This window comes from Ignavibacteriota bacterium, assembly GCA_013285405.1.
In the GTDB taxonomy this organism is placed as follows: Bacteria; Bacteroidota; Ignavibacteria; order Ignavibacteriales; family Ignavibacteriaceae; genus IGN2.
Window position 1 is genome coordinate 1948712 of sequence record CP053446.1, and the last position, 14043, is coordinate 1962754.

The following is a 14043-nucleotide window of genomic DNA, read 5'->3' on the forward strand; positions in this document are numbered from 1 at the left end:
TAAATCTATATTTACAAAAAAAGTTAAAATGAATATTCTCATCATCGGACATTCGGTAGTTGATAAAATCATTGAACGAAACATTATAACCACAAAACCGGGAGGCATATTCTATAGCGTAATTGCAATGTTAAGCCAGCAGCAATCCGGCGATAAAATTTATTTATGTTCAAGTATCGATAATGAAAATGAATCACTTTTCTCGGAAATTTATAATAGGGTTGAAAAAAATTTTCTGACGTATGCAAATTTTATTCCTGAAGTAGAATTAACAATAAAGGATTTCGGTGAACGAGAAGAAAAATATTCACGATTAGCAAACAATCTTTCAATACCTGATGCAGGGTATAATTTATTTGATGGCATTCTTATAAATATGATATCAGGAAATGATATTTCGATTAATCAGCTAAAACAAATCAGAAAAAATTTTAATGGATTAATTTATTTTGATGTTCATACTTTCAGCCGAGGTGCAGATGAAAACCTCAAAAGAATTTTTAGACGAATTAAAAATTTTAATGAATGGGCTGAATGCATAGATATACTTCAAGCTAACGAATCTGAATTGACAACACTTTCAGACCGGACGGATGAATCGCATATTGCTGAGGAGTTAATTTCTTACGGAATAAATCAGGTTATTGTAACTAAAGCAGAACATGGTGCCACGGTTTACTTCAAAGAAAAAAGTGTAATAAAAAATTTTCATAACAACGCAATCCGGACAAATGTATTAAACAAAGTTGGCTGTGGTGATATTTTTGGGGCAGTTTATTTCAACAATTACATAAAAAATAAAGATGTAACTTTGGCATTGAAACTGGCAAATATGTTAGCGGGTATTTCAACAACTGTTACTGAGGCTCGTAGTTTGCTAAACTTAAATTATTATGCAGACGAATGGATTAGTAAAAAATAGAATTTTAATCACAGGTTCAAATGGAATGCTGGGGCAGAGAGCAGTTCAATTTTACCTGAAAAATGAAAATGTGGAATTGCTGGCAACTTCTGTTGAAGAAAAGTCGCTCATTGAAAATGTTGACTACATTTCTTGTGATATTAAAGACAGAAATAGTATTAAAAAAATTATTCTCGATTATTGTCCCGATTTTATTATCCACACAGCAGCATTTACAAATGTTGATCTAAGCGAAAAACTTCGTGAGGATGCTTGGAAAATAAATGTCAAAGGTGTCGAATATATTTCAGAAGCTGCAAGAGCAATTGATACACACATAATTCACATTTCCACGGATTATATTTTTGATGGTAAAGATGGACCGTATTCAGAAAATGCTATTCCAAATCCGCTCGGATATTATGGACGTACAAAACTTGCGAGCGAAAATGCTTTACGTATAAGTAATACATATTTTACAATACTCAGAACAAACGTTCTTTATGGGATTGCTTTAAACAGCCGACCTGATTTTGTAAGATGGGTTGTCAGTTCCCTCGATGAAAATAGAAATATAAGGATTGTAAATGATCAGATAAATAATCCAACATTCATTGACGATCTTGTTCAGGCGATAAATAAAATTATTGAGTTCAAAAAAACAGGAATCTTTAATGTTGGTGGAATCGAATTTTTATCGAGGTATGATTTCACACTGCGAATTGCTGATTACTTCAATCTCGATAAAAAATTAATCACACCTATTAGGACAGAGGAATTAAAACAATCAGCCAGGCGACCATTGAAATCGGGATTAATTATTTTAAAAGCGGAAACTGAACTTGGTTATAAACCGCATTCTATCGTCGAATCACTCGCAGCAATGAAGAAAGAATTAAATGGTAAACTTTCTTGAAAAATATGATTACTTTATTTTTGATCTTGATGGAACTATTTATCGTGGAGAACATTTAATTCCAAATGCTGACAAAGTTGTTAATCAGTTAAAAGAGCTGAATAAGAAAATTATTTTCGTATCGAACAAAACAACCGGAACCGCGAAAGATTATTATTATTTGCTGAACAATTGGGGATTGAATATTGCAGAAAACGAAATCTTGAATTCAACAATCGTAGCTTCCAATTATTTGAAAAAATATTTTTCTGGTAAAAAGTTTTTTGCAATTGGTGAAGATTCATTTGTATCAGAAATTGAAACTTCCGGTTTAAAGCATTCAACAATGCCTGAAGAAGTAAAAATAGTAATCATCACACTTGATAGAACACTTAACTATCAGAAGCTTGAAATAGCTGCACGAGCTTTAGAAAATGGTGCAAAGTTTTTTGCAGCTAATATTGATGACACCTGTCCGGTTGATGATGGAGAAGTGATTGATGCGGGCTCAACCATTTCTGCATTAGAGAAACGAACTCACAGAAAATTGGAGCTTCACTTCGGCAAGCCATCTGAATTTATGTTTAACGAAATAAAAAATCGACTTCAATTCATTCCATCAAAAACAATTTTAATTGGTGACAGACTCGAAACCGATATCCGAATGGGAAACGATTTTGGAATTGATACTGCTTTAGTTCATACCGGTGTAAAATTTTATCCAAACGGAACAGAAAAAATATTACCAACCTACCAGCTTAATTCGGTTTTTGATTTATTGAACCATAAAACAAGCAAATCATAAAACTTATTATTAAAAAATAAATTCTTTAATTTTAAAACAGTTATCCATAATGATTAAATAGTATGGCTGATAAAGAAGCTAAAGCCCGCATAAAAATAAATAAGCTGCTCGAAGAAGCCGGTTGGCGTTTCTTTGATAGCAAACTCGGAACTGCTAACGTATCCCTCGAAAATAACGTAAAAATAACAGAGAAATTTATTGATGAGATTGGTAATGACTTTGATAGATTTGAGATATAATAAAAAAACTATAACCGAGTAATTGAATAGACAAGTATAATTATGAAGAAAAAATTAATTACAGAACTATTTGAAAAATTTGAACACGCCTGCTATATGTATAATAATGTTGAATGCTGGAGTGCAAGAGAATTGCAGGAAGTTTTCAATTATTCTGAGTGGCGTAATTTTGTTAAAGTTATTGACAAGGCTAAAGATTCCTGTAAAAACAGCGGTGAATCGATTGCAGACCATTTTGTTGATATCAACAAAATGGTATCTGTAGGAAGCGGTGCCGAGAGAAATATTGATGATATCGTTCTCACAAGATACGCCTGCTACCTGATTGCACAAAACGGTGATCCGGGGAAGAATGAAGTTGCGTTTGCCCAAACTTATTTTGCGGTGCAGACTCGTAAACAGGAAATTATTGAAAAACGATTGCTGGATATTGCCCGTGTTTCTGCTCGTGAAAAATTATCTAAATCAGAAAAAAAACTTTCGGGAATAATTTATGAACGAGGAGTTGATGAGCAGGGTTTTGCAATAATTCGCTCAAAAGGTGATAAGGCATTATTTGGTGGTCTTAACACACAAATGATGAAACGTAAACTTGGAGTTCCTGATAAACGACCTCTTGCAGATTTTTTGCCAACACTTACAATTAAAGCGAAAGATTTTGCCACTGAGCTGACAAGTCACAATGTAATAGAAAAAGATTTGAAAGGACAAAATCAGATTTCAACAGAACACGTTGATAATAATCTTGCAGTAAGGAAAATATTAAAAGAACGTGGAGTTCAGCCAGAAAACCTGCCTGCGGCTGAAGATGTAAAAAAAGTTCAGAGAAGTCTTAACAGCGATGAGAAAAAAGTTTTGAAGGAGGCAAAGAAAATTAAGGGCAAAAAGAAAAAATGATTTTAATAAAATACCCGTCGTGCAAAACCCTTGGTGTGTCCGGATGAGAAGTTTGAAATTAAATAAAAAGAGATAAAATGAATGAAGTTAAAGAACCTCAAATTAATTGGGGTGGAAGTTGGACTGAGTTAAAATTAGACGCATTTGAAAATTATGTTAATGCTTATTTAACTATAATGAGTGCGCAGAAACAAAAATTTAGTGGTTGGCCTACTACAATTTATTTTGACGGATTTGCCGGAAGTGGTGAGAGATTTTCAACAATCGAAGAAGAAAAGGATTTATTCTCAGACTATTTTATTAAAGAGGATTTGGAACTCTATAAAGGTTCAGCAGAGAGAGTACTTAGTTTAAATCAGAAATTTGATCATTATTATTTTGTTGATAATAATAAAAAAGCAATTGATAAATTGAAACAAAAACTCTCAAACTCTAATTTAATCCGAATAAATTGTAATTTCATTACGGATAATGTAAATAATCAATTAATTAATCTTTCTAAAATTCTTAATTCACAAAATGCTGCACTCGTGTTGTTAGACCCATTTGGTATGCAAATAGATTGGTCAAGTATTGAAATACTCAAAGATAAAAGAGTTGACCTTTGGATTTTAATTCCATCGGGAGTAATTATAAACCGCTTCCTTGATAGAAAAGGCAAATTAAATTTTTCAAATAAACTTCAATCGTACTTTGGACTATCAGAGGATAAAATCCGGGAGAGATTTTATGAAACAGAAAAAGTCGATACTCTTTTTGGTTCAGGAGATGAAATTAAAAAGACTAATGATTCTGTTTCTAATATAGCCGAACTTTATATTGAAAAATTAAGTAATATTTGGAACCATGTTTCCCAAAAACCATTACAATTATTTAACACAAAGAATGTTCCGATTTACCATTTTGTATTTGCATCTAATAATAAAACAGCATTAAAAGTTGCTGATCAAATAATCGAACAAAAAAATAAATGAAAACAACTAAAATTGAATGGACAGAAAAAGTTTGGAATCCATCTATTGGATGTGATAAAATATCTGCCGGTTGTAAGTTTTGTTATGCTGAAGTATTTGCCAGAAGATTAAAAGCAATAGGCGTTGACGATTATACTGATGGTTTCATGTTCAAAATTCTACCTCATCGTTTGGAAGAACCACTTAAAGTTAAAAAGCCCACAAAATTTTTTGTTAATTCTATGAGCGATCTTTTTCACGAAGAAATGCCTTTTGAATATCTTGATATGATTTTTAATGTTATTAAAAAAACTCCTCAGCATATTTACCAGATACTAACTAAGCGTGATAAAATAATGTTAAAGTATTTTTTTAATAATAATGTCCCTGAGAATGTGTGGCTTGGTGTCAGTGTTGAGAGTTCCACTTTTAATAAACGAATAAATTCTTTGAAAAAAGTAAATGCTAAAATCAGATTCATTTCATTTGAGCCATTGATTAATTCTGTCGGTGAACTAGATTTAAAAGGAATACACTGGGCTATCGTTGGTGGCGAATCTGGTCGAAGTGCCAGACCAATCAAAACAGAATGGGTAGAGGAAATTTTTCAGCAATGCAAAAAACAGAATATAGCATTCTTCTTTAAACAATGGGGTACCTGGGGTGCAGATGAAATAAAACGCAATAAAAAGGTTAATGGTAGAAAATTCCGAAGTAAAGAATGGAACGAGTATCCACTGATTACCTTCTGAAACAAATTATATTTTCAAACAATAATTTTAACAAAAGAAAGACTTCCAACCAGCCTCACCTACCAGTTTAACTCGGTTTTTGATTTATTAAACCATAAAAGCTAATTTTCATCCCAGAGACACCACAACCTTTTCTCAAAACCCTGAGTCTAATTGAATATCTATGAAAAGAATTAAATGCAGTTAAGCGATACTGACTTAATAGTTCAAGCACAAAAAGGCGATCAAAAATCCTTTGAGGAATTAGTGTATCGTTATGACCGTAGTGTTCTTTCCATTGCGATGCGATATGCCATTAATGAAGATGATGCAAAAGATCTTTACCAGGAAGTTTTTATTCGCGTTTACAGAAGTTTGAAAGGATTCAGATTTCAGAGTGAATTTTCAACCTGGCTTTTCAGAATTACAACAAATGTTTGTCTTACTTATAAAAGCAGAAGTAAAGAGCACTTGAAAGTTTCGATTCACAATGATTCCGATGATGATGAAATGGAAATAAGTTCATCACCAGAATTAGTTTATGAAGGCGCAACTCCTGAAGAAATTTCATCAGGTGCTGATCTTGGTGAAATAGTAAGTACGGCAGTTGATTCACTTTCAGCAAAACAAAAGATGACTTTTATTCTGAAACATTATGAAGGATATAAAATAAGAGAGATTGCAGAGATGATGAATTGTAAAGAAGGAACTGTTAAAAAATATCTTTTCGATGCAATAAAAAATTTAAGAAAGAAACTTAAAACAGTTTATGCGATACAATATTAGAAAGAAACAACATTCAAAGAATAAACATGCAATCATACGACTATACATCCATGCAAGCATGATTGTATGGATGCATGATGAATTTGAAATTAATGGGAGTAATTAATGAACCATAACGAATTTAAAAAACTTCTTCAACTCTCTTTATTTGGAGAATTGAATACTGAGCAGCAAACTTTATTAAAGGAACATCTCTTGACCTGTGATGAATGCAGAAGTGAATTGGAAGATCAAAAAAATCTTCTCGAATTAATTTGCAGCAAGAAGAAGTCAGTTGATGATGAAAAAGTTTTATCAGCCGCACGATATCAATTAAGAGGTGCTCTGAAAGTTGAGTCTGAAAAGAAAAATATTTTTGCAACATCATTGGATTTTATCACAGGGTTTTTTACTTCTCCAATGAAATATGCAGCCATAAGTATATCGATGCTTGTTATCGGATTGCTAATCGGAAGTCAATTCTTAGGAAAATCAAATGTGATATCTTCAATCAATACTGAAGGAGGAATTCAACCAGTTTCACTAAATGACGATATGAGTATTTCAAATCTTAGGTTTATTGATTCCGATGCTTCAGATGGTGAGGTTGAATTTACATTTAATGCATCGAAAACTGTTCATCTGAAGGGGAAAGTTAGTGATGCACAAATACAAAGTGTTCTTACTTATGCAATGTTGAATGAACAAAATCCCGGTTCGAGATTAAACTCAATCAATGCAATGGATACGGAATCTTCAATTCAATATGATGATGATGTAAAAAACGCTTTAATTACTGTGATGATGACAGATGAAAATCCTGGTGTTCGGAGAGAAGCATTAAAGATGATGGGAAAATTTCAGTATGATGAATCTATCAAGCAGACACTTCTTTATGTCGTCGCTAATGATACTGTCTCAGGTTTGAGGATTGAAGCATTAAACTCACTTATCGAAGCTGGAAACAAAGGCTACAAGCTAAACAATAATGAACTGAATTTTTTCAGAGAAAAATTAAAGCAGGATGAAAATTCTTATATCAAATTACGCTCAAGAACAATTTTACAGGAGTATAATTAAAATGAAAAACACAAAAGCAGCTTTATTGATTAAAGTAATCGTGATTCTGATATTCTCCCTATTGAACTTTTCTATTGCCGCCGACAAAGAAGATTCTTTCAATGTTCAAAAAGGTGATTTACTCCTTGTCGATATAGATCATGGAAATATTGATTTAAGCACATGGGACAAGAACGAAATAAAAATATCCGCAAAAAAAATTGATGATGATGAACTCAGTCTTTACGCCACAGAACAAAAAACCGGGAGAGTTGAAGTCAGGTTTAAAGGAGATGATTCAGATAACTTCCGGTTAGAGTTGACTATTCCAGATTATTTAATTATCGACTTTAAAACAGGCGGCGGCAATGTAACAATTAATAATGATCTCAGGAATAAGGTAACTATTAAATCTGCGGGTGGAAATATCACGGCAAAAATGATTGGTGCAGAAGCAACAATTACAACTGCAGGTGGAAATATTAAGCTCGGAGATATAAGTGGTAATGTGGTATTAAAAACTTCTGGTGGTGATATCCAGATAGGTTCGGTTAATGGCAGAGCAAAAATATCAACTGCTGGTGGAAATATTAAAGTTAACTCTGTGAACAGTGATGCAGAAATTTCAACTGCTGGCGGGAATGTAACGGTGGGATCAGTCAACGGCAGTGCTGATATTTCAACTGCTGGTGGTAATATCACGGTATCATCAGTTTCAGGAGAAGCAGATATTTCATCGGGTGGAGGTAATATAATTCTCGATGGTGCAACAGGGAAAGTTGAAGTCAGCACTGGTGGTGGAAACATCGATCTTGAAAATATAAAAGGCTCAATTGACGCAACCACTGGTGCAGGTAACATTACCGCTGAATTAATTCCCGATGGCAGGAACAGCAGTGATTTTAATTCAGGTGTTGGAAATATCACTTTATACATTCCTGAATCTTCCAAAGCAACGATTATTGCAACAGCGAACGATTTTAAATGGGGTAGCTCCGGGAAAGTTTCGGAAAGCATAGAATCAGATTTTGAATCGTCTAATGTTTCGCAAAACCGGAGAGGAAATACTTTCGAATCCATTTACGAACTCAATGGCGGTGGAAGTAAAATCGGGTTGAATGTTGGTATGGGCGAAATCAGAATTAAAAAATCAAAGTAACTCAATATCATCGGAAACAACCGCTCATTTAAATGCTTATTCGGATTAATTAAAAATTATCCAATTTTCATTTGTATAATTTGAAGAAGATGCAGGTGTTAATAAATCCTGCATCTCTTGTTTAAGACTAATCAATAAAAACAGAGAATAAAAAGTTATCAGCAATGATCAAAACTCTTCTTCTCATAATAATCTTAATTCCGGTTACCTGCCTTTTTGCTTTTAAGGATACGCTGAAAATCATGAACAAAGATGTAATCCTCATTGCTGAGAAATTAAATTCTCCAATTGAACTGGATGGTGAGTTGATTGAACACGTCTGGCAAAATGGAAATACTTTCGAAAATTTTATTCAAAGAGATCCCGATGAAGGTGCTCCGGCAAGTGAGCGAACGATTATGAAAATAGCATATGATAAAGATTATTTATACCTCGGTGCAATTATGTATGATTCATCACCTGAATTGATTCTGGCAAGACTAACAAGAAGAGATGAAGATATTGATGCTGATAATATTGTTTTATGTCTGGATCCATACAACGATAAAAGAAGCGGTTACTATTTTGGACTGAATGCAGCCGGAACTCAACTGGATGGAATTCTTTATAATGATACCTGGGATGATGATTCGTGGGATGGTGTCTGGGAAGGAAAAGTTCATAGAAATAACAAGGGCTGGTCTGCAGAAATGAAAATTCCATTTTCTCAGATGAGGTTCAACGAATCAGATAGCATGGTCTGGGGTATAAACTTCAGAAGAATTATTGCAAGAAAAAATGAAGAATCATATTTAGTATTTGTACCGAAAAATGAAAGCGGGTTCGTTTCTAATTTTGCCAGTTTGAAGGGCTTTGAAAAAATTGATGGCAGTGGTCATCTTGAAATACTGCCATACATCACGGGTAAAGCTGAGTATCTTCAATACGAAGATGGAGATCCTTTTCATGATGGAAAAAGTTATTCATCTGGAGTGGGTGCAGATTTTAAGATGGGAATCGGTTCAAACTTAAATCTGAATGCTACAGTTAACCCAGATTTTGGTCAGGTTGAAATTGATCCTGCGGTAATAAATCTTAGTGATGTTGAAACATTCTTTGAAGAGAAAAGACCTTTCTTTATTGAAGGTTCAAATATTTTCAATTTTGGCTATGGAGGAGTGAGAAATTATTGGGGATTTAACTGGGGCGGCGCGGATTTTTTCTATAGCAGACGAATTGGAAGACAGCCGCAAGGCAGTATTCCGGATGATGCTGACTTTTCTGATTATCCAACCGGAACTCATATACTGGCGGCAGGTAAACTTACCGGGAAACTTGGTGATAGCTGGAATATCGGTACAATTCAAAATATCACCCAGAGAGAATTTGCAAAAATTTCTGTCGATGGTATGCAATCGGAAACAGAAGTCGAACCACTCGCATACTATGGAATTTTCCGGGCTCAGAATGAATTTAATAACGGACAACACGGGCTTGGATTTATTTCCACTGTTTCTCTCAGAGATTTTGATGATCAACAACTTCGTAATGAAATTAATAAAAGTGCTTTGACATTCGGACTTGATGGCTGGACTTTTCTTGACGAATCGAAAACCTGGGTTGTTGCAGGTTGGACAGGTGCGAGTTATGTATATGGTAATGAGCAGCGAATGATTGAACTTCAGAAAAGTTCAAGACACTATTTCCAGAGACCGGATGCTGATCATGTAAATGTTGATAGCTCCGTTAAATCATTAACTGGTTATGCAGGAAGATTTTATTTAGCAAAGCAAAAAGGAAATTTCTTTGTTAATACTGCATTTGGATTTATAACACCGGGATTTGATGTAAATGATGTTGGATTTTTCTTCAGAGCGGATATAGTGAATTGGCATGCCGGTGCCGGATATTACTGGAGCGATCCCAACGATATTTTCAGATATCTTGAACTTGGTGGCGCTTTATTTCAAAATCATGACTTTGGTGGAAATAAAACCTGGGAAGGTTTTTACCATTTTGGTTCAATTCAATTCCCAAACTATTATTCTGCGAATTGGGATGTTGGATTATATGCAGAGTCATTTAATAATAACCGTACCCGGGGCGGACCGTTAACTTTAAATCCTGCCGGATACCAGGTATCACTCAATCTTGGTTCTGACAGCAGAAAAGATTGGGTGATCGAATTTGGCGGAGGACTTAGTGAGTCAAATCCTTCTTATGATTGGTTTGCGGAAGCGAGTTTGGAACTCAGGTTGTTACCTAATATTTCATTTATTTTCAGTCCTCAATTCGCAAAAGAATTCTCTTATGCGCAGTATGTTGATACATATTCAGATCAAACAGCAACAAAAACTTATGGAAGCAGATATGTATTTGCCGAACTTAATCAGAAAACTTTATCATCGAGCATCAGATTAAACTGGACGTTTACTCCGGATTTAAGTTTACAACTTTATATTCAACCGCTTATTTCTTCCGGCGATTACTCAAACTTTAAAGAGCTTAAAGCTCCGAGTACTTACAATTTTATGGTTTATGGCGAAGAGGGCTCAACATTCAATTCTGAAACCAACACAGCAGATCCGGATGGTTCAGGTCCAGCTCAACCAATTGATGTTGGCAACCCAGATTTTAATGTAAAATCGCTCAGAGGTAATGCGGTTTTAAGATGGGAGTACTTACCGGGAAGTGTGATTTATTTTGTATGGACACAAACCAGAGAAGAAGCTGAAGAAATCGGAGATTTTAAATTTGAAGAATCAATGACTAAAATGGTGCAAGCTGAACCGGATAATATTTTTATGATCAAAGTAACTTATTGGTTGAATTTCTAACCTCTCAAATCCGTTTAATAAAACCTTAAACTTCGTTAAATTTACTACAAGAATTATACATTATACATTGTTAATTGTTCATTGAATACGCCCACGTAGCTCAGCAGGAAAGAGCGTCGGTTTCCTAAACCGCAGGTCACAGGTTCGAATCCTGTCGTGGGTACCAATATTTAACTACGATCAATTTAAATTCAAAAATCTTTCGTATTGAGAAATAGCTTCTATTCATTTAGTAAATACTTACTGCCATATCTGTCGCATTCTGTAATTATTACAATGCTTAATTCACAGTAAAAATATTTTTTCTTAAAAAATTAAAATCGAAGTTTCATTATGAAATACTATGGTGGCACTATACTTGTTTTTTTCATGACAAAACAGAAAAATTTCAGGAGTAAAAAAACAATGGGAATGACTGAATTGATCGTGATCGCTTTCCTGGCAGTGCTGGGATTCTTAGCTTATAACAATTCAAAAAAAGTGTCAAGAGAATTAAAAAAACTGGGCGCGGATAAATACTAAAAGTAAATCAAATGGGGATAAGAGAGTCTAAATTATTTTTGGTTCAGACTCTCTTTTTTTTTGAAAATATTTTAATCTCTTTGCCAACTCCTGCAATCACTTCATCTGCTGTATCATAGAATAAACCCGTCTCAACTATTCCAGGGAAGCTTTTTAGTTTAATATCCAGAGCTAAAGGATCAGGAATCCTGCCCATTTTCAAATCAACAATGTAGTTGTTATTGTCGGTAATATATTTTACAGGACCTTTTGCACGCAAAGTTGGTTTGAATCCGCTCCTTTCAAGTTTAACACACAACTGTGTTGTGCCGAACTGTATAACTTCAACTGGAAGAGGAAAATTTCCGAGAGTTTTTACTAACTTTGAAGAATCTACAATCCAGATATTTTTCTTTGAATTAGAAGCAATTATTTTTTCGTTAAGAAGAGCGCCGCCACCACCCTTTATTCCATTCAGATTTTCATCAACCTCATCAGCGCCATCAATATTTAAGTCAATCTCATCAACCTCGCTGAGCATGGTTATTTTAATTCCAAGTGAGGAAGCAAGTTTTGTTGTAGCCTGTGAACTGGATACCGCAGTAATATTCAATCCTGATTTTATTCGTTCTGCAAGTTTATTAAGCATAAATGAAACAGTTGAACCGGTGCCAAGTCCGATAACCATCCCATCTTCGATATAATCAACTGAATATTCAGCGGCATTTTTCTTTTCATTCATAAATTATCTCCCAAATCATTAAAACTTACAAATGAAAAATCATTTATTTATTTTTACAAAGCAAATTTAGAGGAGAATTAATATGCACCACTTTGACCCTTCAAATGAAATACAGGATTACCTTGTATTTGGAGAATACGGCGACGTAAATCCATCAATAACTGATTCATCAACATTTACTTTTTTAAGTCCCGAAAAAATGAAAGAGCTTTTTGAACAAGAAGTTGAAGGCTGCTTTCTCTATTCACGTCACTGGAATCCAACAAATAAATATTTAGCAGATGCACTTGCAAGATTGGAAGATAGCGAAGCCGCACTCGTTACTGGTTCTGGTATGGCAGCTATTGTCTGTTCAATTTTACAAGTGTGTAGTTACGGTGATGAAATAATTTCCAGCAGAACAATTTATGGCGGTACTTATGCATTTCTGAAAAACCTGTTACCAAGATTCGGTATAAATGTTAAGTTTGTTAATACTCAGGATCTTGAAACGGTAAAAAAAGCTATCACTAAAAAAACAAAAATTATTTATTGTGAAGCAATAAGTAATCCATTACTTGAAATTGCTGATATTCCAAAACTCAGCGAAATTGCAAATGCAAACAATGTTAAGTTGATGATTGATAATACATTCAGCCCGATAATTATTAGTCCGATTCAATTAGGCGCACATATCGTCGTTCATAGTCTTACAAAATTTATTAATGGAACAAGTGATTGTGTTGCAGGATGTGTTTGCAGCAGCAAAGACTTTATTTGCCAGATGATGGATATAAATTCAGGTACGGCAATGCTGCTCGGACCGGTTCTGGATAGTCACAGAGCCGCGAGTATTTTGAAGAACCTTCATTCACTTCATATCAGGATTGAGAAGCACGGGAAGAATGCGCTGTATCTTGCAGAAAATTTTGAGAAACTTGGTTTGAAAGTTTACTACCCTGGTCTTCCATCACATCGGGGTCATATTCTATTAAAAAAAATAATGAATGAAGGATTTGGTTTTGGTGGAATGCTTGCAATTGATGCCGGCGATGAAAAAACAGCAGATGCATTAATGAAAAAAATGCAAGAAGAGAAAGTCGGTTATCTTGCTGTTAGTCTCGGTTATTTCAAAACATTGTTCAGTTCGCCCGGACATAGTACTTCATCTGAAATTCCGAAAGAAGAACAGGAAAAGATGGGATTGAGTGAAGGTCTGGTGCGTATTTCAATTGGGCTGGATAACAACATTCACAAAACTTTCGAACGAATAAAAAAATGTCTGGTTGATGTGGGATTGCTTAAAGCTTAGTGGTTATAAAAATCTTTTTCCACTAAGGAACTAAGATCACCTGGAAGTACTCAGCGAAAGTTAAAATCTACTACTTCCTGAACAGCCAAATTATGAGAGTAACTATCAGGCTGATTATTATCATCGTTGTGATTGGAATGTAAATTTTAAAATTTGGCTTATCTATTATTATGTCTCCCGGAAGTTTTCCAATTGGTAGTTTTATAAGCCAGGGCCAGAGTAAACCTGCCAGTAAAATTATTATTCCAATAACAATTAAAGTTCGCTGCAAGGTCCTATCCTTAATAAT

At 34.3% G+C, this 14043-nt stretch carries 15 protein-coding genes and 1 tRNA gene; 14 read left to right on the top strand and 2 right to left on the bottom strand.

Annotated features, from left to right (window positions below; translation table 11 throughout):
• Positions 1-28: 28 nt before the first annotated feature.
• From HND39_08395 to HND39_08455, 13 genes are all read left to right on the top strand, one after another.
• A complete protein-coding gene (locus tag HND39_08395) occupies positions 29-922 on the top strand; it encodes a hypothetical protein (protein ID QKJ96301.1) in 894 nt (297 codons plus the stop codon).
• Positions 894-1817, top strand: coding sequence for an SDR family oxidoreductase (locus HND39_08400; GenBank protein ID QKJ96302.1), 924 nt, complete (start codon positions 894-896; stop codon positions 1815-1817). Before HND39_08395 ends, HND39_08400 begins: the two co-directional genes overlap by 29 nt.
• Complete coding sequence (locus HND39_08405; protein QKJ96303.1) at positions 1801-2601, top strand: HAD-IIA family hydrolase; 801 nt, start codon at positions 1801-1803, stop codon at positions 2599-2601. Before HND39_08400 ends, HND39_08405 begins: the two co-directional genes overlap by 17 nt.
• Before the next feature lie 62 nt (positions 2602-2663).
• Positions 2664-2840 (top strand): hypothetical protein, encoded by a 177-nt coding sequence (locus HND39_08410; protein QKJ94782.1) that lies wholly within the window; start codon positions 2664-2666, stop codon positions 2838-2840.
• A 42-nt stretch (positions 2841-2882) separates the two neighbouring features.
• Positions 2883-3737, top strand: coding sequence for a DNA damage-inducible protein D (gene dinD, locus HND39_08415; protein ID QKJ96304.1), 855 nt, complete (start codon positions 2883-2885; stop codon positions 3735-3737).
• 77 nt (positions 3738-3814) lie between these two features.
• Positions 3815-4711 carry a three-Cys-motif partner protein TcmP gene (gene tcmP / locus HND39_08420; GenBank protein ID QKJ96305.1) on the top strand — a complete coding sequence of 299 codons (897 nt, stop codon included), beginning with the start codon at positions 3815-3817 and terminating at the stop codon, positions 4709-4711.
• Positions 4708-5442, top strand: a complete 735-nt coding sequence (locus HND39_08425) for a phage Gp37/Gp68 family protein (GenBank protein ID QKJ96306.1) — start codon at positions 4708-4710, stop codon at positions 5440-5442. Before tcmP ends, HND39_08425 begins: the two co-directional genes overlap by 4 nt.
• Before the next feature lie 177 nt (positions 5443-5619).
• Positions 5620-6207, top strand: coding sequence for a sigma-70 family RNA polymerase sigma factor (locus HND39_08430; protein ID QKJ96307.1), 588 nt, complete (start codon positions 5620-5622; stop codon positions 6205-6207).
• 105 nt (positions 6208-6312) lie between these two features.
• Complete coding sequence (locus tag HND39_08435) at positions 6313-7266, top strand: hypothetical protein (protein QKJ96308.1); 954 nt, start codon at positions 6313-6315, stop codon at positions 7264-7266.
• 1 nt (position 7267) lies between these two features.
• On the top strand, positions 7268-8404 hold the full coding sequence (locus tag HND39_08440; GenBank protein QKJ96309.1) for a hypothetical protein: 1137 nt from the start codon (positions 7268-7270) through the stop codon (positions 8402-8404).
• A 242-nt stretch (positions 8405-8646) separates the two neighbouring features.
• Positions 8647-11220, top strand: a complete 2574-nt coding sequence (locus tag HND39_08445) for a carbohydrate binding family 9 domain-containing protein (GenBank protein ID QKJ96310.1) — start codon at positions 8647-8649, stop codon at positions 11218-11220.
• An 89-nt stretch (positions 11221-11309) separates the two neighbouring features.
• Positions 11310-11386 (top strand) — tRNA-Arg (locus HND39_08450).
• A 167-nt stretch (positions 11387-11553) separates the two neighbouring features.
• Complete coding sequence (locus HND39_08455) at positions 11554-11742, top strand: hypothetical protein (protein ID QKJ96311.1); 189 nt, start codon at positions 11554-11556, stop codon at positions 11740-11742.
• 43 nt (positions 11743-11785) lie between these two features.
• Here the strand turns inward: HND39_08455 and rpiA are convergent, their stop codons facing one another.
• The gene (gene rpiA, locus HND39_08460; protein ID QKJ96312.1) at positions 11786-12463 is read right to left on the bottom strand and encodes a ribose-5-phosphate isomerase RpiA; all 678 of its coding nucleotides are present in this window, start codon (positions 12461-12463) and stop codon (positions 11786-11788) included.
• Positions 12464-12545: 82 nt separating this feature from the next.
• Here rpiA and HND39_08465 point away from each other — a divergent pair, with 82 nt between their 5' ends.
• The gene (locus tag HND39_08465) at positions 12546-13754 is read left to right on the top strand and encodes an aminotransferase class I/II-fold pyridoxal phosphate-dependent enzyme (GenBank protein QKJ96313.1); all 1209 of its coding nucleotides are present in this window, start codon (positions 12546-12548) and stop codon (positions 13752-13754) included.
• Between the two features lie 70 nt (positions 13755-13824).
• On the opposite strand, the gene HND39_08470 is transcribed toward HND39_08465, so the two are convergent.
• Entirely contained in the window at positions 13825-14025 is a 201-nt protein-coding gene (locus HND39_08470; GenBank protein ID QKJ96314.1) for a DUF2905 domain-containing protein, read from the bottom strand.
• Positions 14026-14043 lie beyond the last annotated feature (18 nt).

What these genes read in the sequence shown, in the direction of transcription:
- HND39_08395 (QKJ96301.1), top strand. Translation starts at nt 29, where the DNA reads ATGAATATTCTCATCATCGGACATTCGGTAGTTGATAAAATCATTGAA.
- HND39_08400 (QKJ96302.1), top strand. Translation starts at nt 894, where the DNA reads ATGCAGACGAATGGATTAGTAAAAAATAGAATTTTAATCACAGGTTCA.
- HND39_08405 (QKJ96303.1), top strand. Translation starts at nt 1,801, where the DNA reads ATGGTAAACTTTCTTGAAAAATATGATTACTTTATTTTTGATCTTGAT.
- HND39_08410 (QKJ94782.1), top strand. Translation starts at nt 2,664, where the DNA reads ATGGCTGATAAAGAAGCTAAAGCCCGCATAAAAATAAATAAGCTGCTC.
- dinD (QKJ96304.1), top strand. Translation starts at nt 2,883, where the DNA reads ATGAAGAAAAAATTAATTACAGAACTATTTGAAAAATTTGAACACGCC.
- tcmP (QKJ96305.1), top strand. Translation starts at nt 3,815, where the DNA reads ATGAATGAAGTTAAAGAACCTCAAATTAATTGGGGTGGAAGTTGGACT.
- HND39_08425 (QKJ96306.1), top strand. Translation starts at nt 4,708, where the DNA reads ATGAAAACAACTAAAATTGAATGGACAGAAAAAGTTTGGAATCCATCT.
- HND39_08430 (QKJ96307.1), top strand. Translation starts at nt 5,620, where the DNA reads ATGCAGTTAAGCGATACTGACTTAATAGTTCAAGCACAAAAAGGCGAT.
- HND39_08435 (QKJ96308.1), top strand. Translation starts at nt 6,313, where the DNA reads ATGAACCATAACGAATTTAAAAAACTTCTTCAACTCTCTTTATTTGGA.
- HND39_08440 (QKJ96309.1), top strand. Translation starts at nt 7,268, where the DNA reads ATGAAAAACACAAAAGCAGCTTTATTGATTAAAGTAATCGTGATTCTG.
- HND39_08445 (QKJ96310.1), top strand. Translation starts at nt 8,647, where the DNA reads ATGAACAAAGATGTAATCCTCATTGCTGAGAAATTAAATTCTCCAATT.
- HND39_08455 (QKJ96311.1), top strand. Translation starts at nt 11,554, where the DNA reads ATGAAATACTATGGTGGCACTATACTTGTTTTTTTCATGACAAAACAG.
- rpiA (QKJ96312.1), bottom strand. Translation starts at nt 12,463, where the DNA reads ATGAATGAAAAGAAAAATGCCGCTGAATATTCAGTTGATTATATCGAA.
- HND39_08465 (QKJ96313.1), top strand. Translation starts at nt 12,546, where the DNA reads ATGCACCACTTTGACCCTTCAAATGAAATACAGGATTACCTTGTATTT.